The 24998-nt window shown below is 33.2% G+C and carries 22 protein-coding genes and 1 tRNA gene; 7 read left to right on the top strand and 16 right to left on the bottom strand.

Annotation, left to right across the window (positions count from 1 at the left end; all coding sequences use genetic code 11):
- Positions 1-3 precede the first annotated feature (3 nt).
- From Q385_RS0106025 to Q385_RS0106040, 4 genes are all read left to right on the top strand, one after another.
- Positions 4-76, top strand: a tRNA-Gln gene (locus Q385_RS0106025).
- A gap of 30 nt (positions 77-106) precedes the next feature.
- Positions 107-1042, top strand: a complete 936-nt coding sequence (locus Q385_RS0106030; protein WP_028950806.1) for a ribose-phosphate diphosphokinase — start codon at positions 107-109, stop codon at positions 1040-1042.
- Between the two features lie 9 nt (positions 1043-1051).
- Positions 1052-2011 (top strand): D-2-hydroxyacid dehydrogenase, encoded by a 960-nt coding sequence (locus Q385_RS0106035; protein WP_028950807.1) that lies wholly within the window; start codon positions 1052-1054, stop codon positions 2009-2011.
- Positions 2005-4101: an ATP-dependent helicase gene (locus Q385_RS0106040; protein ID WP_028950808.1), complete on the top strand. Its 2097-nt coding sequence runs from the start codon at positions 2005-2007 to the stop codon at positions 4099-4101. The genes Q385_RS0106035 and Q385_RS0106040 overlap by 7 nt, the downstream gene beginning before the upstream one ends.
- On the opposite strand, the gene Q385_RS0106045 is transcribed toward Q385_RS0106040, so the two are convergent.
- From Q385_RS0106045 to Q385_RS0106120, 16 genes are all read right to left on the bottom strand, one after another.
- Positions 4098-4406 carry a metal-sulfur cluster assembly factor gene (locus tag Q385_RS0106045; RefSeq protein ID WP_028950809.1) on the bottom strand — a complete coding sequence of 103 codons (309 nt, stop codon included), beginning with the start codon at positions 4404-4406 and terminating at the stop codon, positions 4098-4100. The genes Q385_RS0106040 and Q385_RS0106045 overlap by 4 nt on opposite strands.
- Positions 4407-4408: 2 nt before the next feature.
- Entirely contained in the window at positions 4409-5680 is a 1272-nt protein-coding gene (locus Q385_RS0106050; protein WP_028950810.1) for a dihydroorotase, read from the bottom strand.
- Positions 5677-6774 carry an Rpn family recombination-promoting nuclease/putative transposase gene (locus Q385_RS0106055; RefSeq protein ID WP_028950811.1) on the bottom strand — a complete coding sequence of 366 codons (1098 nt, stop codon included), beginning with the start codon at positions 6772-6774 and terminating at the stop codon, positions 5677-5679. Before Q385_RS0106055 ends, Q385_RS0106050 begins: the two co-directional genes overlap by 4 nt.
- On the bottom strand, positions 6774-7484 hold the full coding sequence (gene lepB, locus Q385_RS0106060) for a signal peptidase I (protein ID WP_028950812.1): 711 nt from the start codon (positions 7482-7484) through the stop codon (positions 6774-6776). The genes Q385_RS0106055 and lepB overlap by 1 nt, the downstream gene beginning before the upstream one ends.
- Positions 7472-8008, bottom strand: a complete 537-nt coding sequence (locus Q385_RS0106065; RefSeq protein ID WP_037919738.1) for a thermonuclease family protein — start codon at positions 8006-8008, stop codon at positions 7472-7474. The genes lepB and Q385_RS0106065 overlap by 13 nt, the downstream gene beginning before the upstream one ends.
- The gene (gene gltB, locus Q385_RS0106070) at positions 8005-12411 is read right to left on the bottom strand and encodes a glutamate synthase large subunit (RefSeq protein WP_028950814.1); all 4407 of its coding nucleotides are present in this window, start codon (positions 12409-12411) and stop codon (positions 8005-8007) included. The genes Q385_RS0106065 and gltB overlap by 4 nt, the downstream gene beginning before the upstream one ends.
- A gap of 53 nt (positions 12412-12464) precedes the next feature.
- Positions 12465-14384 (bottom strand): putative bifunctional diguanylate cyclase/phosphodiesterase, encoded by a 1920-nt coding sequence (locus tag Q385_RS0106075; protein WP_028950815.1) that lies wholly within the window; start codon positions 14382-14384, stop codon positions 12465-12467.
- On the bottom strand, positions 14381-14869 hold the full coding sequence (locus Q385_RS0106080) for a hypothetical protein (RefSeq protein WP_028950816.1): 489 nt from the start codon (positions 14867-14869) through the stop codon (positions 14381-14383). Before Q385_RS0106080 ends, Q385_RS0106075 begins: the two co-directional genes overlap by 4 nt.
- Before the next feature lies 1 nt (position 14870).
- On the bottom strand, positions 14871-16796 hold the full coding sequence (locus Q385_RS0106085; protein WP_028950817.1) for a TonB-dependent receptor plug domain-containing protein: 1926 nt from the start codon (positions 16794-16796) through the stop codon (positions 14871-14873).
- 119 nt (positions 16797-16915) lie between these two features.
- Positions 16916-17536 (bottom strand): histidine phosphatase family protein, encoded by a 621-nt coding sequence (locus tag Q385_RS0106090; protein WP_028950818.1) that lies wholly within the window; start codon positions 17534-17536, stop codon positions 16916-16918.
- The gene (locus tag Q385_RS0106095) at positions 17533-17985 is read right to left on the bottom strand and encodes an N-acetyltransferase (RefSeq protein WP_028950819.1); all 453 of its coding nucleotides are present in this window, start codon (positions 17983-17985) and stop codon (positions 17533-17535) included. Before Q385_RS0106095 ends, Q385_RS0106090 begins: the two co-directional genes overlap by 4 nt.
- Entirely contained in the window at positions 17960-20341 is a 2382-nt protein-coding gene (lon, locus tag Q385_RS0106100) for an endopeptidase La (protein ID WP_028950820.1), read from the bottom strand. The genes Q385_RS0106095 and lon overlap by 26 nt, the downstream gene beginning before the upstream one ends.
- A gap of 19 nt (positions 20342-20360) precedes the next feature.
- Complete coding sequence (locus tag Q385_RS0106105; RefSeq protein WP_028950821.1) at positions 20361-20696, bottom strand: Hsp20/alpha crystallin family protein; 336 nt, start codon at positions 20694-20696, stop codon at positions 20361-20363.
- Positions 20689-21453, bottom strand: a complete 765-nt coding sequence (gene trmD / locus Q385_RS0106110; protein WP_028950822.1) for a tRNA (guanosine(37)-N1)-methyltransferase TrmD — start codon at positions 21451-21453, stop codon at positions 20689-20691. Before trmD ends, Q385_RS0106105 begins: the two co-directional genes overlap by 8 nt.
- The gene (gatA, locus tag Q385_RS0106115) at positions 21450-22907 is read right to left on the bottom strand and encodes an Asp-tRNA(Asn)/Glu-tRNA(Gln) amidotransferase subunit GatA (RefSeq protein WP_028950823.1); all 1458 of its coding nucleotides are present in this window, start codon (positions 22905-22907) and stop codon (positions 21450-21452) included. The genes trmD and gatA overlap by 4 nt, the downstream gene beginning before the upstream one ends.
- Positions 22907-23350 carry a TraR/DksA family transcriptional regulator gene (locus tag Q385_RS0106120; protein WP_028950824.1) on the bottom strand — a complete coding sequence of 148 codons (444 nt, stop codon included), beginning with the start codon at positions 23348-23350 and terminating at the stop codon, positions 22907-22909. The genes gatA and Q385_RS0106120 overlap by 1 nt, the downstream gene beginning before the upstream one ends.
- Before the next feature lie 63 nt (positions 23351-23413).
- On the opposite strand from Q385_RS0106120, the gene Q385_RS0106125 reads away from it, so the two are divergent.
- From Q385_RS0106125 to Q385_RS0106135, 3 genes are read left to right on the top strand one after another with little or no spacing between them, the layout of a single operon-like run.
- A complete protein-coding gene (locus Q385_RS0106125) occupies positions 23414-23725 on the top strand; it encodes an ATP synthase subunit I (RefSeq protein WP_245596369.1) in 312 nt (103 codons plus the stop codon).
- Complete coding sequence (locus Q385_RS0106130) at positions 23694-24212, top strand: phosphate-starvation-inducible PsiE family protein (protein ID WP_028950826.1); 519 nt, start codon at positions 23694-23696, stop codon at positions 24210-24212. The genes Q385_RS0106125 and Q385_RS0106130 overlap by 32 nt, the downstream gene beginning before the upstream one ends.
- The gene (locus Q385_RS0106135; RefSeq protein WP_028950827.1) at positions 24193-24996 is read left to right on the top strand and encodes a prepilin peptidase; all 804 of its coding nucleotides are present in this window, start codon (positions 24193-24195) and stop codon (positions 24994-24996) included. The genes Q385_RS0106130 and Q385_RS0106135 overlap by 20 nt, the downstream gene beginning before the upstream one ends.
- Positions 24997-24998 lie beyond the last annotated feature (2 nt).

A 24998-nucleotide genomic window follows, 5' to 3' on the forward strand; every position in this document is an offset into this window, starting at 1 on the left:
CACTGGGGAGTAGTTCAGCTGGCAGAACACCGGTCTTTGGAACCGGGTGTCGGAGGTTCGAGTCCTCCCTCCCCAGCTAACAACTTACATCTTCTGGAGGAACTCATTGAGTAAAGTCTTAAAGCTAATCAGTGGCAATGCAAACAAATCTCTTGCAAGAGAAATCTCAGAATATTTAGAAACTCCATTAGTTGATGTTCTTTTAACAAGATTTAGCGACGGAGAAATCAGAGTTCAAATAAATGAAAACGTTAGAGGAGCTGACGTTTTTGTAATCCAAACTTTATCCTATCCTGTAAACGACCATATTATGGAACTTCTTCTTTTATTGGATGCATTGAAAAGGTCTTCAACTCATAGAATAACAGCAGTCATACCTTACTTTGCCTATGCAAGGCAAGATAGAAAGGACAAACCAAGAGTTCCAATAAGTGCAAAACTTTTAGCAGATATAATTCAAAAAGCAGGAGCTGACAGAGTTTTAACTGTTGACCTACACTCTGCTCAAATACAAGGATTTTTTGACTGTCCTGTAGATAACATATATGCTCTTCCTGTTATATACGAATATTTAAAGGCAAAGAATATAAAAGACTTAGTAATAGTATCCCCTGATGCAGGTGGTGTAGAAAGGGCAAGAATGCTTCAAAACAGACTTGGCGGTAATCTTGCAATTATATACAAAAAAAGACCAGCTCCTAACGTTGTTGAAACGTTAGACGTTATAGGAGACGTTGAAGGTAAAAACGCAGTTATCATAGACGATATAATAGATACTGCAGGAACTATAGTGGCAGCTGCTGAGATGTTAAAGTCTAAAGGTGCAAAATCTGTTATTGCAGCGTGTACTCATCCAGTATTTTCTGGACCTGCTATAGAAAGACTTATAAACTCAGAAATAGAAGAAGTAATAGCAACAAACACTATACCACTTGAAGGAAAGGAGTTTGATAAATTAACAGTTTTATCGGTAGCTGAATTAATAGGAGAAGCTATAAAACGTATAAACATTGAAAGTTCTGTAAGCTCATTATTTATATAAGGTAGTGGTATGAAAATAGCAATATTAGACGCAAAAACCTTAGGGGACGATATAGATTTAAATATTTTTAGAGATTTTGGCTATTTAGAAGTATACCCTATTACAAAAACAAAAGAAGAGACCATCGAAAGAGTAAAAGATAAAAATATAGTTATTACAAACAAAGTTGTTATAGATAAAGATGTGATGAATAATGCTCATTATTTAAAGTTAATCTGCGTTGCCGCTACAGGTTATAACAATGTAGATATAGATTACGCAAAACAAAAAGGTATAGCGGTTGCCAACGTAGCTGGATACTCTACGAACAGTGTAGTTCAGCACACTTTTGCTATGCTGTTTTATCTTTTAGAAAATCTAAGATATTACGATGACTACGTAAAATTAGGTGAGTACTCAAAAAGTCCCATTTTTACCCATTTAGATAGACCTTTCTGGGAGTTAAATGGAAAAACTTGGGGAATAATAGGACTTGGGACTATAGGGAAAAGAGTTGCTCAAGTGGCAGAAAGTTTTGGATGTGATGTAATATACTACTCAACCTCTGGGAAAAATATAAACCAAGCTTACCCTCACAAAGGATTAGACGAACTTCTTTCTATATCTGACGTGGTTTCAATTCACGCTCCACTTAACGAATATACAAAGAATTTAATCACATACGATAAAATAAAGCTTATGAAAAAAACTGCTATACTACTTAACCTTGGAAGAGGTGGCATAGTTAACGAGAAAGATTTAGCTAAAGCATTAGATGAAGGTTTAATTGCAGGAGCTGGATTAGACGTTTTAGAAAAAGAGCCTATAAGTCCAGACAATCTGCTACTTCACATCAAAAACAAAGACAGACTTTTAATAACACCTCACATAGCTTGGACAAGTATAGAAGCCAGACAAACTCTTGTAAAAGAGATATACCTTAACATAGAAGCCTTTATCCGTGGTAAACAGAGGAACAGAATTTGCTAAAAGACCCTATTCTTGACGGACTAAACGATAGACAAAAGGAAGCTGTTTTACACTTTGAAACTCCATTGCTTGTTCTGGCAGGAGCTGGTTCAGGAAAAACAAAAGTTATAACTCATAAAATAATGTATCTTGTAAAGTCTTTAGGAAATCCTATTCACAGAATACTTGCTATTACCTTTACAAACAAAGCAGCAGAAGAAATGAAAGAAAGAGTAGAGAAAGCCCTTGGAGAAAGGCCTCAGTGGGTAATGACTTTTCACAGTTTTGCAGCAAAATTTTTACGATTTGAAGCTGAAAAAGTTGGATACGACAGAAATTTTGTTATATACGACGAAGATGACAGTAAAAAATTAATCAAAAAAGTTTTAAAAGATTTAAATTTAAATGAAGAGCTTATCAAACCTGATAAAGTAAAAGATTACATATCTAAAATCAAACAGGAAGACGACCCTGAAGAGTATTTAGACTTACTTTCTTTCTCTGTCCCTCGCATAAGACAGATATACGAAAAGTATGAAGAGGAGCTAAAAAACAGCAACGCTTTTGACTTTGATGATTTACTTGTTAAGTCTGTAAAAATTTTAAAAAACAATCCAGACATACTTCAAAGGTGGCAAAACAAGTTTGATTATATCCTTGTAGATGAGTACCAAGACACAAACAAAGTTCAACATCAGCTTTTAAAACTCTTAGTTGGCAGTAGAAACACTATAACTGTTGTAGGAGACCCAGCCCAGTGTATATACACTTGGAGAGGAGCTCATCCTGAAAATATATTAGATTTTGAAAAAGATTTTCCAAACACAAAAATAATAAAACTTGAAAGAAATTACAGAAGTACAAAGAAGATATTAGATGCAGCTAATGCTGTAATATCAAAGTCAAAAGGAAAGTGGAAATCAAAACTTTTAACCCTCTGGACAGAAAAAGAAGAAGGAGAGGAGATAAGATTAGTCCCTCTATCTAATGAAAAAGAAGAAGTATCTTTCATTGCAAGAAAAATAAAGGATCTCTCTTCAACTGCTGATTACAAAGATTTTGCAATCTTAGTCAGAATGTCTTTCTTAACAAGAAACTTAGAAGAAGCTATGATGTTAAACGGCATACCTTACCAGATAGTTGGAGGACTAAAATTCTACGAGAGAGCTGAGGTTAAGGATATTTTATCTTATTTAAGAGTTGCGTTAAATCCGAGAGATTACGCAAGTTTTGAAAGGTCTTTAACAACACCACCAAGGGCAGTAGGAGAAAAAGGTTTAGAGATTATAAAATTAAACTTTGTAGATAACTGGTTAGAAGCTCTGAGAAAAAGTCTTCCACATTTTAGCCAAAAAGCAAAGCAAAACGTAAAAGAGTATTTAGATTTAATGGATTATGTTATAGAAAACGCAAATCTTAACCCTTCTAAAGTTGTTAAACATATTTTTGAAAAGATAAAATATGAAGAGTATCTACAAAAAGAGTACAGTAAAGATTGGGAAGATAGAGTGGCTAACATAAACGAGCTTATAGTAGCTCTTGAAGAGGTTGAAAAGTCTGGGAAGACCTTAACAGAGTTTTTAGAAGAGAGCTCCCTATCCCAAGCTCAAGACAACCTTGAAGATACAAACAAAGTAAAGATAATGACCGTTCACGCTGCAAAAGGTCTTGAATTTAATACAGTTTTTGTTGCAGGATTAGAAGATGGTATATTTCCATCTGGTAGGTCTTTTGATGACCCTACTCAGCTTGAAGAAGAAAGAAGACTTTTTTATGTAGCAATAACAAGAGCAAAAGAGAGACTGTATTTGACTTACGCAAAAGAGAGAAGAAGCTTTGGAAATAAATCAGTTCCTACTAAGCCTTCTCAGTTTTTAAAAGATATTAAAGAGCATATAAAATCTACGTCAAAAAATGCTTCTTCTCAGCATACTACTGTTAAGAGTAAAATCAATAAATCTTCAGATAGAGATATTGAAGCTGGAATGCTTGTGAAACATCAGGTTTTTGGAAAAGGTGTAGTAAAGTCTGTAATAGGTAAAAATGCAAAGGTTTTATTTGAAAAGCATGGGGAAAAAACAATACATATAGATTTTTTAGAAAAAGTTTAAAAATTCCATCCTAACTTTTTTAGTTTTTCTTTACCTTCTTTTGATATGTGGTTAGTTGTCCAAGTTTTTGTAAAATCTAAACTAATTTTAACGCTTTTTACTCCTTCAACTTCATTAAGTATCTTTTTTGATACTGTTTCTAAGATTAAGTCCTCTAAAGGACAGTCTGGAGAAGTTAGGGTCATTACTATGTTAACTTCTCCGTCGTTTATGTAGATACTCTTTATAAGTCCAAGGTCTACGATGTTTAGAGGTATTTCAGGATCGTGTATCTCTTTCATAACTTCATAAATTTTTTGAATCATTTTTAATCCTTATAAACCATTTTACCATTGTAAAAAGTGTACTTAACTTTTCCTGTTAGTTTTCTTCCTAAAAGTGGTGTATTTTTACTTTTTGATAGTATTGTATCTTCATTTACTTCCCAAGTTTCAAAAGGGTCAAAGATTGTAAACTCTGCCAACTCTCCTACCTTTATTTGAGGAGGTTTTAATCCTATCTTTTTGGCTGGGTTTGTAGACATTACCTCTACAAGTCTCGTTAAGTCCATATAGTCTTTTTTAACAAGCTCAAGGACTATTGGTAGGGCAAACTGTAGCCCTATCATCCCCGGAGGACATACATGTAAATCTTGCATTTTTTCGTAATGAGCGTGAGGGGCGTGATCTGTTGCAACAAAATCTATAATTCCACTTGCTAAAGCCCATCTTGTTGCTTCTATGTCTTCATGTGTTCTTAAAGGTGGTGATACTTTGGCTACACAAGAAAAGTCTAAAAACTCTTCATCTGTTAAATAAAGGTGGTGAGGAGTAACTTCAGCAGTTACCTTTGCACCCATAGCCTTTGCCCAAGCTACTATTTCCACTGCCAACTTTGATGATATATGGCATATATGAACAGGCATTCCAGTTTGTATAGATAAAACACAATCTCTTGCTACCATAGTGTCTTCAGCTTCTGGTGGGAGTGGGGGAAGACCTAAAGCAGCTGATATCTCTCCTTCGTGGGCTACTCCATTTTGAGAAAGGTTTAAGTCTTCACAGTGGTCTGCAACAAAAGACCCTATAGAACCTGCATACTCCATTGCTTTACGCATTATAAAAGAGTCCATCACAGGAGCTCCATCGTCTGTAAAGTAGACAGCTCCTGCATCTTTAAGTAATGCCATCTCTGTTAGCTCTTTACCTTTTCTACCTTTTGTAATTGATCCAGCAGGTAGTACCCTACATAATCCTACTTCTTCTCCTCTTTCTATTACGTATCTTATTAAAGGAATGTCATCTAAAGCAGGTTGAGTGTTTGGCATACATACTACTGTTGTGTATCCTCCGGCTACAGCTGCTTTACTTCCAGATTTTATGTCTTCTTTGTAAGTTTGTCCCGGGTCTCTAAAGTGGACATGAAGGTCTACAAATGACGGACATACTATCCTTTCTGTTGCGTCAATAACTTCACAATCAGTAAAAGGTTGAATATTAGGCTCAACCTTTGTTATAATACCTTTTTCTATCAGTATGTCGTATTTGCCTTCTAAGTTGTTTTCTGGGTCTATTACATAACCATTTTTTATTAGTATCATTCTGCTACTTCCTCTATAGATTTTTCTATATCTTCAATGGATGTTGCAATTATTGTCTTCTTATGTAAATTTTTTAGGATGTTAACATCTTGTATTTTTTCTATAAGTTTTAAAATCTCCTGTGGAACATAACCAAATTTTACTTCAATAGCATCTAAAAGAAGCTCTTTAGCTGCTTTCACAACTCCTTGCTGTAGTCCCTGCTGTAGTCCTTGCTGTAGTCCCTGCTGTAGTCCTTGCTGTAGTCCCTGCTGTAGTCCCTGCTGTAATCCTTGCTGTAATCCTTGTTGTAGTCCTTGCTGTAATCCTTTTTCCAGACCTTCTTCTATAAACATATCTAATAAGCTACCCATATTTCCTCCTTCAAGTTGCTTTTTAACTTTAATATACGTGTTTTTATCCTTTTTAGCAATAGTGAAGATGTAGCTTAAGGCTATTACGTAAACTGCCTTTGGCTTGTAGTTATATAAAGTTTCTATTGATTTTATTAGATTTAGAATGTTTTCTGGTGTTGGTTCTTGAATAATTCTTAAAGCCATTATAAGGGTATATATGTTTCTATATTTCTCTTTAATTGTTTTTTCATCAAGTTCGTTTAGATTTAAAATAGAAATGTTAAAGTTTAAGAAAAATTTTTTTAAATTTTCTGGAATTTTATAGTAGTTTGAAAATTCATTTTTTAAAGTTAATTTTTGATTTGATGCGTAAATTACTATTGGATAGATAGGTGTTATTTTACCTTCTATAACTTCTTTTGACCATATAGCAGCCATATTTTTAATCAATTGGAGTGGTAAATGCTTATCATCATAGGATTTATGTTCAATAAGTACATAAATTTTTAAATCCTCTCCGTTAATTGTTTTTAAAGAGTAAATAACATCAGCAAAGTACTTTGATTTTTCTTTGTAGTCTAAGCTTTCTGTGTTTATTATCTCTAAGGTTTCTTTTTTTATAATTGATTTTATCTCTTGGGGTAAGTGTGCTTCTAATAAAACTTGTGCTACTTCTTCATCTTTTAACAACTCTTTTGCGTAGGTATCGTGGGGATTTTGCCTTAAGCGTCTAATTAAAGACTTTATATTCTCATCCATCAGTATATTACCTTACCAAGTCTATCAATCCTTATTGATGGTTTTTGTAAGTCTATTGAGAAGTATATTACAAATGCCTGCCCTATAACGTAATCATCAGGGACAAAACCCCAGAACCTACTGTCTTTTGAGTTATCTCTGTTATCTCCCATTAAAAAGTAGCTGTTTGGTGGGACTTTCACAGGTCCAAAGTCTGGACCAATTCCATCTTCTATTTCCATTACAGTGTAAGAGTACTCTTTTCCATCAGACCTTATTGTTGTTTCTTTATACTTTTTTACTTTTTCGTTTGTATCTTCGTAGTATCCATCTTCCACTCTTTTTAAAGGTTTTCCGTTTATGTAAACAATATCGTTTTTAACTTCCACTATGTCTCCAGGAAGTGCTATTACCCTTTTTATAAAGTCAATAGAAGGGTCTTCTGGATATTTAAAAACTATTACATCTCCTCTGTCTATCTTTGCAAGTCTGTTGTTGTGGTGGTAAAAGGTGATGTTTGTAAAGGGTATTCCGATATCCCAGTTTCCGTATACAAGCTTGTTTACTAGAATAAAATCACCTACTAATAAAGTAGGCTTCATTGAACCTGATGGTATGTTAAACGCCTGAACTAAAAAAACTCTTACTAAAGATACGACTATGAATATCACTACAATAGTTTCTACTATATGTTTTATGTTAGTCTTTTTTTTATTATCTACTCTTTCCATAATCCTCTCTTATTCTCCCTTGCTTCTTTGTAGCATTTTCTAAACTCTTCTTCATACTTAATATTTGGTGGAATTGTTAAAGGCATTGCATAACCATTACATATTATTTCTTTATTTAACATTCTTCCATCTTTTAAGTAAACATAAGCAAGTAATCTACCGTACTTATCTCTCTGCTGGACGTCAAACTCTAAGTAAATGATATCTCCCGGTTTTACAAGAGAACTTGTAAACTCTTTTGCTTTTTTACCTAACTGGACAACTTCTTCAACGCTTCCAAGTCCTTCTTTTTGTTGAATCTCTGCTCTCTTGTTTACTCTACTTTCTGGAGTATCTACTCCTATTAATCTGACTTTTTCTTCCATACCGTTTAAGTTAACTACTATCGTGTCTCCATCAATAACTCTAACTACCGTTGCCTGTGGAAGATTTGATTTAATCTCATTTTTACTCTCTTTATGGCAAGCTACGCTTATAAAGAAAATAAATAAAAGAAGAGGAAAAATTCTGTATTTTCTTATCATTTTTTAACTTCTACCTCGTCTGTTTCATCAGAAGGTTTTTTTACTTCAATTGGAACTACTTTTACAAAGTTATCTATCTCTTGCTTAAAGTTGTAAAGTATTTTTTCTGCAATTTTACTGTCTGTGTAAGCTTTGTGTTTTGTTAAGAGTTTCTCTATCTGGTCTACATCTTCTTCTTCAAGTTCCACTACTTCAACGTAAGATTTGTTTATCTTTCTATTTACCTCTGAATTAGGGTCGTAAATGTATGCAACTCCACCGGTCATTCCAGCTCCAAAGTTAACGCCAATATTTCCAAGAATCATAACGATACCGTCTGTCATATACTCACAACCATGGTCTCCCACACCTTCCACTACAGCTACAGCTCCGCTATTTCTTACTGCAAATCTTTCCCCTACTTTTCCGCTTATAAAGACTTGTCCACCGGTTGCACCGTAGAGTATTGTATTTCCTGCTATAACGTTATTATGGCTTTCACCTTTAAACTCTTTCGGTGGTTTTATGATGATCATTCCACCCGCCATGCCTTTTCCTACATAATCGTTTGCTTGACCGGTTAGGGATAAAATCATTCCGTGTACACAGAAAGCTCCGAAGCTTTGACCCGCAGTTCCTCTTAGATTTATCTCTATTTTACCGTTTCTTAATCCTTTGTCTCCGTATCTTTTAACTATCTCATGGGCTATTCTTGTTCCAAAAGACCTGTAAGTGTTTCTTAAAACGTAAAATCCTGAGAAGTTTTTGTCTTTTTCTATTGCTGGTAATATTTCAGGAAGTATTTCAAGGTCAAATGGTTTTTTAGAATCTGGTATTGGATTTGAGTCTTGAGTAGATTTTGATGGTTTTGTAGGGTCGTAAGGTATTAAAACATTGACAAACTTAATTTTTTTAGCTTTATAATGGTCGTGTGGAATTATAGGCTTGAGAAGGTCTGTTCTTCCTATTATTTCGTCTAAACTTTTGTAGCCCATATCTGCAAGGTACTGTCTTACCTCTTGAGCAACAAACTTAAGGTAGTTTATTATATGCTCTGGTTTTCCTGGAAACTTTTCTCTTAATCTTTTATCTTGGGTTGTTATACCTACTGGGCAGGTGTTTAAGTGGCACTGTCTTGCCATTACACAACCTTCAGCTATCATAAGGGCAGTTCCAAATCCAAACTCTTCTGCACCTAATAGAGCTCCTATGATTATATCTCTTCCTGTTTTTATACCACCGTCAACTCTAAGTTTTACCCTTGACCTTAAATCATTATCTATTAATGCTTTATGGACTTCAGGTAATCCAAGCTCCCATATTGTTCCTGCGTTTTTTATTGATGATAAAGGAGAAGCTCCTGTTCCTCCGTCATGCCCTGATATGTGGATAATATCAGCAAAGGCTTTTGATACCCCAGATGCTACAACACCTATACCACTTTCAGATACAAGTTTTACTATAACTTTTGCTTTTGGATTTATCATTTTTAGGTCGTATATTAACTGGGCAAGGTCTTCTATTGAGTATATGTCGTGGTGAGGTGGTGGAGATATAAGAGTTATTCCAGGTTTTGCATGTCTTAAAAATGCGATGTACACATCTACCTTTTTACCCGGTAATTGTCCACCTTCTCCCGGTTTTGCTCCTTGAGCAATCTTTATCTCAATTTCTTCAGCTGAGTTTAAATATTCAGGAGTTACTCCAAATCTTCCTGATGCTACCTGTTTTATTTTACTGTTTTTTATTGTTCCATACCTTGCAGGGTCTTCTCCACCTTCTCCAGAGTTAGACTTTCCACCTATAGTGTTTAGAGCTTCTGCTATGGTTTCGTGTGCTTCTCTGCTGAGAGCTCCTACAGACATCCCAGCTCCAACAAACCTTTTCATTATAGACTCAATAGGCTCTACTTCTTCTATAGGAATAGGTGGTCTGTCTGAATTTATTTGAAGCAGGTCTCTTAGCTCTACAGGTTTTTCAGCGTAAGCAAGGTCTGCAAATGCTTTATACTCTTCTAACTTTATCTGTCTTACTGCTCTGTGAAGAGATGTTAAAGCTTTTGGATTCCATGAATGGAACTCTCCTCCTTCTCTTCTGTGTCTATACTCTCCTCCTACAGGAAGTTCTTTCATTTCTCCAGAAAAAGCTGGATTAAATCTTGCTAAGGTCTCTCTTGCAATTTCCATAAAGCCTATACCATCAAGTTTAGAAACAGTACCAGGGAAACATTTATCTATAACTTCTTGAGATATACCTAACGCTTCAAAAAGTCCAGAGCCTCTGTAGCTCTTTATGGTAGCAATACCCATTTTGGACATTATTTTAAGTAATCCTTCGTTTAAGGCTTTTTTGTAATTTTTAACAGCTTCTTCAAATGTAATCTCAAACTTTTTATCTTCCTCTACCAAATTTCTTATGATTTGAACAATCATGTAAGGATTTACCAAAGTTGCACCGTATCCGATAAGGAATGCTAGAGAGTGAGTATCTCTTACCTCTCCACTATCAGCTATTATGCTGAATCTGCTCCTTTTTCCTCTTTTTGCCATGTAAGTGTTTACAGCTCCAACTGCAAGTCCCATAGGGATAGGAGCTCCTTCTATTGATATGTCTCTGTCAGAGAGTATTATTATCTCTTTTCCGTTGTCTACAGCTTCTTCAACTCTCTGGCATATCTCATCTAAAGTAGGTTCTAAAGCTGTTTCGTAAGGTGGGAATATAGTAGGTATTATCTGAACTTTATCTGGATAAGTTTTGATAAGCTCCTGCATTTCGTTATCAAATATTATTGGGCTGTCAAAGACGATTTGGTTAGCGTGTTTTGGAGTTTCAAGTAAAAAGTTTTCTTTTTTACCTACGTAAGTTTTTAAAGACATTACTTTCTTTTCTCTTATAGGGTCAATAGGTGGGTTTGTTACCTGAGCAAATCTTTGTTTAAAATAAGATGCAAGCATCTTAGGTCTTCTTGAGAGAACGGATATAGGTGTATCATTACCCATTGAGTAAGTAGGCTCTACTCCTTTAAGAGCCATCTCTTTTACAACCATATTAATCTCATCTTTATCATAACCAAATGTAATAAGCTCTTTTAATACTTCCTTATAATCAATTTCGGGTGTTTCTTTTGCAGGAATGAAAGGAATTATGTTTGACTCTACCCATTCTTTATACTTTTTGTCTTTAACAAGAAGGTCTATTATCTCTTCTGAGAAATAAATTTTTCCTGTTTCTAAGTCTAAGGCAATCTTGTCTCCCGGACCTAACCTTCCTTTTAAAACCACTTCTTCTTCAGGAAACTCAATAACACCTACTTCAGAAGCCATTAATATTACATCGTTTGTTATTATGTATCTTGCAGGTCTAAGTCCGTTTCTATCAAGCTTTCCACCTATGATTTTACCGTCTGTAAAGGCTATTGCAGCAGGTCCGTCCCAGCTTTCAAATATGCAAGCAAAGTACTCATAAAAAGCTTTTTCTTCTGGTGTTAATCTATCGTCATTTTCCCAAGCTCTTGGAACTAAAACGTTTATAGCTGTAAGAATATCTTTTCCAGAGTGGACTAAAAACTCTATAGCGTTATCTAAAGAAGCAGAGTCGCTATCTGTATCGTTTGTTATAGGTAGTATTATGTTAGCTAAATCTCCCCATACTTCTCTTATGTCTTGTTCTTTTGCTTTAAGCCAGTTTCTGTTTGCTGATATTGTGTTTATCTCACCGTTGTGGGCAAGCATTCTAAATGGATGGGCAAGCTTCCAGTTTGGAAATGTATTTGTTGAGTATCTTTGATGGAATATTGCAAAGGCTGTTTCGTAATCTTCGTCTTGTAAATCAAGATAAAAGTCTCTAAGTTTTGGAGCTGTAATAAGTCCTTTATAAACTATTGTCCTTGAAGATAGAGAAGGTATGTAGAAATCTTTGTAATCAGGGTTTAAAGAGAGTTTTTCTAACTTTTTTCTGAGAATAAATAAATCTTTTTCAAAGTTTTCTGTTTTAATACCCTCTTTTGATATAAATCCTTGTAAGATGGTTGGTTGAGTTCTTTTGGCTATTTCTCCTACTTCGTTTTCATTTATAGGAACTTCTCTCCAACCTAAAAATTTAAATTTTTGATTTATTATATCTTCAATCTCTCTTTTTAAACTCTCTTCTTTTCCTTTTGGTAAAAAGAAAACGCCTACTGCAAAGTCTTCTACAGAAGGAACTTTTATACCTAATTTTTTCAGCTGTTTTTCAAAGAATTTATAAGGTATCTGGGTGAGTATTCCAGCACCATCCCCTGTTTTACCGTCTGCACTTACAGCACCTCTATGGTCTAAGTTTGCAAGGGACTCAAGAGCATCACAAAGAATTTTATATGATTTTATTCCTTTTATGTTTGCTAAAAATCCTACACCGCAGGCATCTTTTTCTAAAATTTCAGACAATTTTACCACCTCAAAAATTTTTAGGTAAATAAATATTTTAATACAAAAATATATTATTTGCTTGATTTAATAAGCTCTTCTATCGGTTTTGGTTTTGCAAAGTAGTATCCCTGTCCGTAATCAACGCCTATGTATTTTATTATTTTTAGTATATCCTCATTTTCTACATACTCTGCAATTGTTTTTATTTTCATCTTCTTACAAAAATCGTTTATCATCTTGACAACTTCAAATGAAACTTTATCAGTTGTGATGTTCTTTATAAGGTTTGCATCTATTTTTAAGTAATCAATATTTAACCTTAAAAGGTAAACGAAGTTTGAGTATCCACTACCAAAATCGTCTAAACATATAACGTATCCAGCTTCTTTTAGACTGCTTATTATCTTTACAATTTCTTCGTATGCAAGAGCGTCTTCTGTTTCTACTATCTCAATCATAAGCCTTTTTATAATACTCTCTTGTTTTGCTATATCCAAAAGCATGTCTATGGTTGACCTGTTTAGTATGTCTGATGGTTTTAAATTTATACTTACTTTTATGTAAGGATGCTCTTTTAATATTTTAAGGTTATACTCCATAACTTCTTTTGTAAGCTTAGTATAGAGAAAAGTGTTTTCTATTGTGTTTAAAAACTGGTAAGGTGGGATTGTGTTTCCCTCTTTGTCTTTAACTCGGACTAATGCTTCGTAATGGGAGACTTTACTGTCTTTTAATGATATTATAGGTTGGTATAGACAGAAAAGCCTTTTATCTTCAATAGCTTCTTTGATTTGAGAAACTTTTAAGGCTTTTTCAGATGATTGAGTTTCTTCATCGTAAATCTCTATTCTATTTCTTCCTTTGTTTTTAGCTTTGTAAAGAGCAACGTCAGCTTTTTTTATAGCTTCTTGTAAACTTTTGACTTTATCTGTATCTAAAAATACACCTATTGATAAGGTTGTTTTAATGTAATCGTCTTCATTTATCTTTATTTTTAAGTTTTCTACACTACTTCTGATTCTCTCCGCAACGTTAATGTAATTTATATTATCTAAATTTCTTTCCTTCTGTAAAAGTATTAAAAACTCTTCTCCCCCGTACCTTATAACAATGTCATTTTCTCTAACGTTCTTTTTAATATTTTTTGCTACAGTTTTCAAAATCTTATCTCCTACTAAATGACCGTAAGTATCGTTAATTTTTTTAAAGAAGTCTATGTCTGCAACTATAACAACAAAGTCTTTTAAATTTTTATTTTCTATCTCTTCTAAGTAGTTCCTGTTGTAAAGTCCTGTAAGGTTGTCAATAAAACTTCTTTTTTTGTAGTATAAAGTTTTTATGATTCCTATAATGGCTACATTCGCAAGTGATACTATTAATATTATAAATCCAAATACAGCCCTCCGTATTGAGTCTACTAAACTTTTAATCTCTTGTACTTCTTTTATGGTGTAATCTTTTATAAATATGTAATTTATATTATCTTTATCTTTAAATGGGATGTATAAAGTCAAACCTAAAGTTGATGTGTTTGTATGTATTAAGTACTTATACTCTCCTTCTTTTATTCCTTGGTTAACAATGGGTATTTCCGCTGGAAGTAGTTGAATATACTCAAAAGGTTTCATTCTATCTTTTTTAGATGCATCAAGGGCTATAAAAAACTGTCTGTTTGATTCAAAAATTATGTATAAATACTCTGTATTTGGTGTATTTAGAACCTCCAAAATTCCGCTTGCATTTTTAATGAACTGTCTGTCAGATATTTTTGATATTAATGAATCTTCTGATATCTCCTTTATTTTTTTGATAACATTTTTAGCTATATCTACCTCTTTTTCTAAATCTTTTTCAAGAAGTATGTTTTGAATATATTTTTCGTAGACTGGTAAATATAAATACAAGACTGAAAGAATTATTAAAGATAGAAGTGTAATTCCTATGGATATTTGATTCTTTTGAATTTCTTTAGATAGATAACTTTTTATCATCTTTCAGCAATAAGACTTATTCTATCGTTGATATTATGAATCAACCTTTGCGATAAGTTTCTTGATTTAATTATGAATCTATCATATTCTGAGGGTAATTGTATATCAAACTTTTTTAGTCTGTCTTCTAAAAAGATTAGCTGTGGTCTTCCTTTTTTCCAGTATAGCCCTCCTATTGCATTTTGTAGCTGTTTTAAGATTTCTTCGTTAAGTGCTATTACAGGCTTGTTACTGTAAGGTATTTCTCTATTTGATAATATTATGTCTGCGTTTTGGCAGTTTGTTATATGTATTTTTGTAGAATATTTCTGTATGTACTGAACTTTTTCTGAGTCATAAATGCAAATGTATACTGCCTGTTTTTGTGTAATATCTAACAGAATTTTTTCAAGCAATTTTACTTCAGTATAAACTGGGTCTTCTTGAGATAAGGCTTTAAAAGAGATAACTAAGATAAAAGCCAGTAAAATTTTTAAAGTCTTCATTTTAAAATACCTTTTCTATACCTATTACTAATTTTCTATCGTATGCGTCAAATATGCCAATCTGATTAGGATAACCAAATAAAACAGTTTTGTAGGAGCTGTTTAGTAGATTTTCTCCCTTTACCTTTATACTTAAATTTCGGTCAAAGTTGTATATAAGTCCAGCGTTTAAATTGTATGTTGAATTAACTTTTTTGTCAAACACTTCAAAACCATTTCTGTATATTAACTCTCCGTAAATGTCAAATCTGTCAAAAGAGTTAAAAGTTTTTATTGAACCGCCAAAAGTAGGGCTAAATTTTGAGGAAGGTAAAAAGGCTTTAAATACGTCAAAGATTATTTTGTTATTTGGTGTTATTTTGTAAGTGTATTCAAAATCTAAAAGATGAAAAGGAGTACCTTCATAATTTAAAGTTCCATTTTGAGTAAAGATTATTAAATCCTTAGCGTAAGTGTAGCCATAAAACAGCTTTAGAGTGTTCTTTCCTTTTTCATAAACAATCTCAGAAGAAAATCCTTTTAGATTCTCTACTCTCAAATCTTTTGGGTTTTTAGATTGCTCTAATTCATAAAAAGAGGGTGGCATGTAAGTTTTTGTTATGAAACTTTTTATGTATAAATTTTCATTTATAAAAGAAGTGTGTCCAATTCTTGCTATAAACTGTTTTATGTCTGGTAGATTCTCTCTTCTGTAATAGTCATATTTTAGACTTAAGAATATAAGATTTTTTTCGTTTATATTGTACTGGTTTTCAGCAAAAACTGTGTAAAGGTCTGTTTTGTTGAATTGAAGTAAATCTTTAGTAGAACCTGATGTATATCCTGATAAAGTATATGCTTTATAATCAGCCTTTTCTACATCATTTTGTTTTATTTTGTAAGACGTTCCTATTAATAGTATGTTGTTGTCAGTTTTAAACTCTTTTGACAAGTAAAAAGTGTACTTTTTTAGATTTCTTTTTTCATAGTAATAATAAGGGATTGATAATGGCGGGTTATAGACAGGTAAAACAAAAACACCACCTTCTGAGTATTTATTTTCAAACTCTCCTTGTCGTTGGTTGTAGTCATAAGAAATATTTAGAGTCAAAGATTTGTCTTCAAGTAATTTTTGAGTAAGAGAGATATAAAAGTCTTGGGACTGTGTGTAAGCTTTGTCTGGTGAAATATCAACTGCTAAGCCTTTAAAAGCATCTCTACTTACCTTTGCAAAGTTAAGTGTAAGCTGAGTGTCGTAGTAGTTTAGTTTAAAAATGCCAAAAACTGCTTGGGAATCTCTGTTTAAAGGATTGTTGTTGTAATAGTAAGTTTTGTAGTTGTTATAACCTTTATAGACACTTACAAGGTAAGAGATATTTTCTTTTATAAGTCTTGCATCTGTAAAGTTGTAAGAATAACCTTTTCTTGTATCTAACAGTCCTTTAACAGTTGTAGAGTTTTCTCTTTTAGGGTCTTTTGTGTAAAGTTTTATTATTAATATTGATGGTTCATTACCAATTCTTACAGCTCCTGCTCCAAGGTATATCTCTATATGGTCTATAGAGTCTAAAGGGTAGTTATCGTAAATCAAAAATGGATTATCTGTATGTATTGAACTTACTTCGTGGTCATCTATAAATAATCTGTAAGAAGTATTTAAACCAACTTGTGATCCTGCAGCAGTAAGTTGATAAACACCAAAGGTGTTAGGGATATAAGAGTGAAGTTTTAAAGATTTTAAAACGTCAGACAGGGTGTTTGCTTGCATTATCTCTAAATCTTTTCTTGTTATTGTAATATAATGTCCAAGACTTTCAATTTTTGTTCGGTTGGAAAGGTCAGAAGCTTCTTCATATTTATTTAATAAAGTTGTTATTTTTTCTTGAGCAAAGACATTTTTAACAAGTAGAAGACTCAACAGTGTTGTAAGGACTTTTTTGTTTTTCATACGGGCATCCTTTTTTTCTCGTTTGTTGTTTTCATATATTAATTTTTTTTCAACATTATGGCCATCAAAAATACTGTGATAAACTCATCTTTAAAACCTTTCAGAGAGTTTTAAAAATATTATAGCAATCTAAAATCTTTTTCGGTATGAAATGATAGATTTATAAACTTAACTTCGTCTTTTGAGTTGTTTGATACTATTAGAGATAATCCTGTGTTATCGTGTCTAAACTTCCACAGACACTCTATGCCTAAGTTCATAACTATACACAGTAGTCCCTGTATAGAGCCTCCGTGTCCAACTATCAAAATGTTATGTTCTTGTGATTTTTTTATATCTTCCCAAAATAGTCTTAATCTTTTTTCAAAGTGGTATGGGTCTTCTTGTTTGGGTAGTGGATGTTTAACTGGGTTAGAAAGCCAGTTGTAAAAATGGTCTTTTGCGTTTTGGTATATCCAGTCGTAAGATAGCCCTTCCCATGTTCCAAAGTGCATCTCTCTAATTCTTTCATCTACATTAACTTGTAGGTTTAGAATGTCTGCTACTGTTTTAGCAGTTTGATAAGCCCTTTTTAAATCTGATGATACTATTTTTTGAATATTTTTTTCTTTTAAAAACTCTGCTAGTGCTTTTGCTTGATTTATACCTTTTTCAGTCAGCTGAGTGTCTATGTGCCCTTGAACTATCTTTTTTGCGTTATACTCACTTTCTCCGTGCCTACAGAGGTATATATACTTCATATCTCAATCACCACTGGAACTTCTCTACAGTCGTTGAATTTTACACAGTGTATACACTCTGTCCATACTTTCTGTGGAAAGTTTGATTTGTCAGTAATTTTAAATCCTAACTTTTCAAAAAAGGAAGGAACATAAGTAAGTGCAAAGACTCTCTTTATACCCAGTTGTTTTGCATCTTCTAAACAAGCTTCAACAATTTTTCTTCCTATACCGTGATTTTGATAATCTTCTAAAACTGCCAAAGATTTTATCTCAGCTAAATCTTCCCAGTAGATATGTAAAGACCCAACTCCTACAATTTTACCATCAACTTCGTAAACGTAAAAGTCTCTAATGTTTTCGTAAATACTGTTTAAACTTCTGGGAAGTAGAACTTCTTTTAATGCAAAGTATTGAAGGATTTTAAAAATACTTTCTGCGTCTTTAACTTTCGCTTTTCTCAGGTTCAACTTCTTTATCCTTTAAGGCTATTTTTAACACTTCATCTATGTGATCTACAAATATAAGGTTTACTGATTTTCTTACGTAAGCAGGAAGGTCAGACATTACTTCCTCTTTGTTGCCTTTTGGTAGTATCACATTTTTAATACCTGCTCTTTTTGCTGCTAATATCTTCTCTTTTAGTCCTCCTATCGGAAGGACTTTTCCTGTAAGGGTTATCTCTCCTGTCATTGCTACGTCAGACCTAACAGGTCTACTTGATAGTAGAGATGCAATTGCAGTTGTTATAGATATACCTGCAGATGGTCCATCTTTTGGTATTGCACCTGCTGGGACGTGGACGTGAATATCATATTTATTAAAGTCTTCTGGGTCTATACCAAGGTCTTGGGCTTTTGATTTAACGTAGGAGTATGCTATTTTTGCAGATTCTTTCATCACATCTCCAAGGGAACCTGTTAGGATTAAATTTCCTTTTCCGGGCATTTTTGTAGCTTCTATTTTTAGTATCTCTCCTCCTACTTCAGTCCAAGCAAGTCCTGTAACAACTCCTATCTCATCTTTTTCTTCTTTTTCAGGTATGTATATTGGTGAACCAAGGAGCTTCTTAACTGTTTTTTCTGTAATTTTGTACTTTTTCTTTCCACCTTTTTCTACTATCTCTTTTGCTATTTTTCTTATGATTGAACCTATCTGTCTCTCTAAATTTCTTACTCCAGCTTCTCTTGTATAACCTCTGATAATAAACTGTATAGCTTTATCTGTAAACTCTATCGTTTTTTCATCTAAACCATTTTCTTTAAGCTGTTTTGGTATAAGGTACTTTTTGGCTATCATTAACTTTTCTTCTTCTGAGTATCCTGATAATCTTATAACTTCCATTCTGTCAAGCAGCGGCCTTGGGATTGTGTCTATTCTGTTTGCAGTACAGATAAACATTACTTCTGATAGGTCAAACGGTACTCCAAGATAATGGTCAACAAACTCTTTATTTTGCTCTGGGTCTAAAACTTCAAGTAATGCAGCTGTTGGGTCCCCTCTAAAGTCTAAACCTATCTTATCTACTTCGTCAAGCATAATAACAGGATTTTTTGTTCCTGCCTGTTTTATAGCTTGTATTATTTTTCCGGGAAGAGCTCCTACGTAAGTTCTTCTATGTCCTCTTATTTCTGCTTCATCCCTTACACCACCTAAAGATATTCTTACAAACTTTCTACCCAGTGCTTTTGCTATTGATTTTCCAAGAGATGTTTTACCTACTCCCGGTGGTCCAACAAAACAAAGAATAGGACCTTTTATAGACGGGTCTTTTGTTTTTTGTTTTTTTATTTTCAGTACAGCCAAATACTCTAATATTCTTTCTTTTATCTTTTCAAGGTCATAGTGGTCTTCATCTAATATTTTCTTTGCAACTTTTAAATCAAGTCTGTCTTTAGTCCTTTTGTTCCAAGGGAGCTCTACCAACCAGTCAAGGTAAGTTCTTATAACCCCTGCTTCAGCAGAGTCTGGATGCATCTTTTCAAGTCTTCTAAGCTGTTTTTCAGCTTCTTCTTTTACATAGTCCGGCATTCCAGATTCTTCTATTTTCTTTCTGTAATTTTCTATCTCTTCTTTTCTTTCGTCTTTTTCTCCAAGTTCTTCTTGTATTGCTTTTATCTGCTGTCTTAAAAAGTACTCTCTCTGGTCTTTTTCTATAGCTTCTCTTGCTGATACTCTTATTTTATGTTGTAATTCTAATATTCCTACTTCTTTTAAAAGTTTGTCATGGACAACTCTTAGCCTTTCTACAGGGTCAAGGATATAAATTATCTCTTGAGCTTCTTCTGGCTTTAGGTCTAACACTGACGCAACAACGTCTGCAAGTCTTCCGGGTTCTTCTATAGACTTTATGATTTCTACTAAATCAGGGATTATTTGTTTTCCTAATGATATGGCTTTATCTATAAGGTCTCTTGTTGAATGTTTAAGAGCTTCTATCTCTATCGTTTCTTCAACTTCTTCATCTTCTAAAATGTCTACTTCTACTTCATAGTATCCATTTGTCTCTTTTAAATACTTTATTCTTCCCCTTGTAACTCCTTGAACTAATACTTTTATTCTTTCGTCTTCAAGTTTCATCATTCTTATAATTGTTGCGACTACTCCTATCTCGTGTATATCTTTTAAAGAAGGTTTTTCTGTTTCTTTATCTTTTTGAAGTGCTAAGAATATGTATCTGTTATTGTTGTCTATTGCTTCTTCTACTGCTTTTATAGAAAATGGTCTTCCTATAAAAAGTGGCATTACCATATATGGAAAAACAACTAAATCTCTTGTTGGTATTAAAGGGTATTTTGAGGGTAGTTCTAAAAACTTTTCTTCCATCTTACCTCCTGATTTTTGTTTAAGGTATTAAGATTTTAAAACAAGTATCTATTATAAACTGATTTTTTGCTTTTGGTAAATATACGGTTAAAACGCCGTTTTCATAGATAGCTTTGGCTTGATTTAGATTTATTGCTGAAGGAAATTTTATAGTTCTTTTTATAAAGCCGTTAAACCTTTCTACTATATGGTATCTTCCTTTTATAACTTGGTTTCTAAAAGCTTTGATTGTAATAGAGTTTTCATCTCCAACTATTTCTATATTCTGCTTTTCAACACCCGGAATGTCAACTACAACAACATAAGCTTCCTCATTTTCCACAACATCAATTGGTGGTTTTTCTATATTAAGCAATGTTTTCTCCTTTCAGATAATCTTCAAAGTCTTTTCCTTTATAAATATAGTCAAGCATTTTTCTATCTTCAACTGACAAAATGGCTTTTTCAAGTAGGTCTGGTCTTTTTTGGTAAGTTTTTTTAAGTTTCATAAATCTTCTCCATAAAGATATAAGCCTGTGATTTCCTGATAGTAAAACATCGGGAACTTTCATACCTCTGTACTCTGCCGGTCTTGTGTAGTTTGGATATCCTAAAAGTCCATCACTAAATGAATCAACTCTTAAACTCTCTTCTTCTGATAAAACCTCTGGAATAAGTCTTATAACACTGTCCATTATTACAACCGCAGCTGGCTCTCCTCCAGAAAGAATAAAATCTCCTATTGATACTTCTTCGTTGACTATACTTTTAACTCTTTCGTCAACTCCTTCGTATCTTCCGCAGATTATGACTATGTCTTCTTTTTGGGATAATTCTTTTGCAAACTGTTGGTCAAATCTTCTTCCCCAAGGTTCAGTGATTAATACGTAAGGATTTTTAGATAGAGTTTTTATGTAATCATAAGCTTTGAATATAGGCTCTGGTTTTAAAAGCATTCCCGGACCGCCTCCGTAAACAACATCGTCAACAGTCCGGTGTTTATCTTCTGTAAAATCTCTCAAGTTTATAGGGTTTACTTCTACTTTACCGCTTTTTATAGCTTTTCTTACTATTCCGTAATTTTTAAAACAGTCAAAGTAATTTGGAAATATTGTAAGTATAAAAAATCTCATTCCATTGGAACTTTTTCGTAAAATCTGTATATATTTTGCCACCTGTAAGCAACTCTAAGGATTGTAGCTTCGTCAAAAGGTTTTCCAACTATCTGCATTCCAACTGGTAGATTGTCTTTAAATCCACAAGGAATACTTACAGCTGGTAGTGTTGCCATGTTTGCAGAAACTGTGAATATATCAGAAAGGTACATCTGGATTGGGTCGCTGGATTTTTCTCCTATCTTAAAGGCAACGTCAGGTGTTGTAGGTGTTATTATAACATCAACTTTTTCAAACGCTTTCATATAGTCTTGATAAATAAGTGTTCTTACCTTTTGAGCTTTTAGGTAGTAAGCATCGTAGTATCCGGAAGATAAAGCATAAGTTCCTACCATTATTCTTCTTTTAACTTCTGCACCAAAACCTTCATCTCTTGTTTTTGAGTACATCTCTTCTAAGTCTTTGTAATCTTTTGTCCTGTATCCGTATCTTACTCCGTCAAACCTTGCAAGGTTAGAAGAAGCTTCTGAAGGTGCTATTATGTAGTAGGTTTCTATTGCGTACTTTGAGTAAGGAAGGGATATCCATTCTACGCTTAACCCTTCTTTTTCAAGCTGTTTTACTGCATTTAAGATAATCTCTTTTATCTGAGGGTTTAACTCCTCTGTGAAAAACTCTTGTGGAAGACCTATCTTTAAGCCTTTTACGTCTTTTTTTATCTCTTCTAAAAAGTTTGGCACTGGTACATCTTTTGAAGTTGAGTCTTTGCTATCTTTTCCTGATATAATGTTCATAATTAAAGCTGTATCTTCTACGTATCTTGAAAACGGTCCAATTTGGTCTAAAGATGATGCAAATGCAACAAGTCCATACCTTGAAACTCTACCGTAAGTTGGCTTTAGTCCTACTATCCCACAAAATGCTGCAGGCTGTCTGATAGACCCTCCTGTATCAGAACCTAAAGATATAGGGACTGATCCAGCTGCAACTACAGCAGCAGAACCGCCAGATGAACCTCCAGGAACTCTTTCTAAATCCCAAGGGTTTTTAGTTGTAAAAAATCCAGAGTTTTCTGTAGATGAACCCATTGCAAACTCATCAAGGTTTGTTTTTCCTGTTATTATGTACCCTTGATTGTTTAACCTCTCTATTACTGTAGCATCGTAAACTGGAACAAAGTTTTCAAGGATTTTAGAAGCACAGGTTGTTTTTATTCCTTTTGTTGATATGTTGTCTTTTACTGCGATTGGTACTCCATAAAGGTCTGGAATGTTATCTAATTTGGTTATCTCTTCGTCTTTTTCTTTAGCTTGTTTTATAGCTAACTCTTCTAAATCTGTAATGTAAGCGTTTATTTTAGGCTCTACCTGTCTTTTTCTGTCTATAAATAATTGGACTACTTCAGAGGGTTTTACTTCTTTTTTCTTTATAAGGTTTGATATTTCTACAGCTGACTTTTTCCAAAGTTCCATTATAACTCTCCTGCCTCTTCTTCTGATGTAGGTTTTTCCCTTGAAAGAAGATTATCAAAGTATTCTTTGTACCTTAAATCAGGAGTAGATTCATAAAGCTCTCTTTCTTTTGCGTGCTGTATGCAAAGAGTAGTCCACGGAATTGCTTCTAATCTTTCTTCTTCAATCTCTTTACCACAAACTTCACATATGCCATATGTTCCGTTATGTATTCTTTCTAAAGCTTCTTCTATAGCTTTTATTATCTCTATCTCTACATCAGATAACTCTCCTAAAATTTCCTCTGTTATATCTATAAGAGCATACTCATCTATATCTCTGGGTTCAGCAGACTGATCTGTTAAAACTTTCTGTGTTTCTTCCTTTTTTAAGAACCTTTCTAAAATCTGATTTCTTTTCTTTATCAAGAGTTTTTCAAACTTTTTTAATTTTTCTTTTTCCATCGTAATCTCCGTAGTTTTTTGATGTTATAATAATTTTATCATAAATATAATATGGAGTTTTTAGTGATACTTATTTACATTCCTCTTTTTATCTTAGGTTTTATATCTGGTATTTTATACTTTTGGCACATGTGGAAAAGTATAGGAACTTACGGAGCTGCTAAGAATAAAATTCTTATGAGTATGGTTTTTAGAGTTCCAATACCTATAGGTGCTGCACTGGTTAGTTATCTGATAGGAAAGTTTGAAGGTGTAATAGCTGTTTTAATAGGTTTTACCGCTTTTCAAGTTATTTTTTTAGTAAAAAAGGGGAAGCAGCTGAAAAAACAGCTTGAGGAAGAACTTGAGAAAGAAAATAAAACTTCTGAAAAATAAATTAGTAGAAAAAATAGCCAATATTGATACAGCTCTTATAGGTTTTCTAGAAAATTTTGACAGACTTATTCACCTTTTTTTAGCGGTTTTGATAGTTGTTGTGTCTTTGGCTATATTTATTTGGTTTATCCATGACTTTATAGGACTGATAAAAAATGTAGTAGAGTTTAAAAAGAACATAAGTGGTAGTGCACTTAGACTTTTTGGTACGGCTATACTTCTTTGGCCTTTGTCTTCTTTATTAAGAGCTGAGATAAATTTAATAAAAGGAGAAAAAATCTCTTTAAACCTTTTTATAGACACTGCTATAGCTGGAACGATTAGGTCTGTTTTAATCTCAACAGCTGAAGGAGAAGAGTTAAAGGAAACTTACTATTACATAGTAGCTTTACTTGTGTTTGCAGTTGTAAGGCTTATAGTTGTTTACACAGAAAAGTTGGAAAAATCTTCAAAAAGAGAGGAAAAAAGTGGAGATAAACGTTTATGAAATAATAAAACTCTTTGCGGTTTTTATTTTAGGTTTATCAATAGGTAGTTTTTTAAATGTGGTAATATACAGAATGCCACGAGAACTTTCCATCGTCTATCCTCCTTCTTCCTGTCCTATTTGTAAAAATCGGATAAAGTGGTACGACAACATCCCTGTCATATCCTACTTGATTCTTAAAGGTAAGTGTAGATTTTGTAAAACTCCTATATCTGTAAGATATCCTTTAGTAGAGTTAATAACAGGATTTGCTGCTGTTTTTTCTTACTTAAGGTTTGGATTTAGTATAGATTTTGTTTTTTCTTTTTACTTTTTATGCTCTATGATTGCTCTGTCTTTTATAGATTTTGATTTTAAGATAATTCCTGATGAGATAAACTACCTTGGTCTTTTCTCTGGTTTTGTCTATGCAGGAATAAAAAGTTATCAATCCTCTTCTTTTGAGCCTTTGATAATGGCAGGTTTAGGAGCTATAGTGGGGTCGGGATTTTTGTTTTTAATAGCTTACTTTTATTTAAAGTTTAGAAATATAGAAGGGCTTGGAATGGGAGATGTAAAACTTCTTGCTTTTATAGGTAGTTATACTGGATGGTTTGGGGCTTTATTTACAATATTTTTTGGGTCTGTTTTAGGGCTTTTAGCATCACTGTATTTTATGAAAAGAGAAAAAAGTGATGAGTTTATGAAACTTGAGATACCTTTTGGACCTTTTTTAGCATTGGCTGGCAGTATATACCTATTTTTAGGAGAAAAGATATATAACTTCTACTTTGGGGGATTTTGACT

This window comes from Sulfurihydrogenibium subterraneum DSM 15120 (assembly GCF_000619805.1).
Taxonomy (GTDB): Bacteria; Aquificota; Aquificia; order Aquificales; family Hydrogenothermaceae; genus Sulfurihydrogenibium; species Sulfurihydrogenibium subterraneum.